Source organism: Komagataeibacter intermedius TF2 (assembly GCF_000964425.1).
Lineage (GTDB): Bacteria > Pseudomonadota > Alphaproteobacteria > Acetobacterales > Acetobacteraceae > Komagataeibacter > Komagataeibacter intermedius.
This window is the reverse complement of sequence record NZ_BANF01000516.1, coordinates 1-313: the sequence shown is the minus strand read 5'-3', so window position 1 is coordinate 313 and position 313 is coordinate 1. Positions and strand designations below refer to the sequence as shown.

1 protein-coding gene is annotated in these 313 nt (G+C 62.3%); it reads right to left on the bottom strand.

Features of this window, described 5'->3' with window-relative positions:
• On the bottom strand, window positions 1-313 hold a 313-nt coding region (locus tag B7449_RS18245), incomplete at both ends, for a carbohydrate porin (protein WP_048884027.1).

Genomic DNA, 313 nt, shown 5'->3' with positions numbered 1-313 from the left:
GAGCCGCGCCCGTGGCCTGCTGGATGGGCAGCGAGTTGTAACGGTTGCCCGGCGGGTTGTCGTCGGCGGCGGCGAACATGAAGGTGAACTTTTCGCTGGGCCGGTAGCGGATGCGGATGGCGGGCGACGACAGCGGCCAGGACGGGCCGCCACCGTAAAGGTTGACCGACGGCGCCATGGGCCAGCCGAAATTGGCGTTCAGGTACAGCGAGGCGTAATTGCTGATCAGGAATTCGGTATCAAGATCCTGCTGGCCGATCTTCACATCCAGCTTTCCCTTGAGGAACGACTGCTGGTACCACAGTTCGAACAG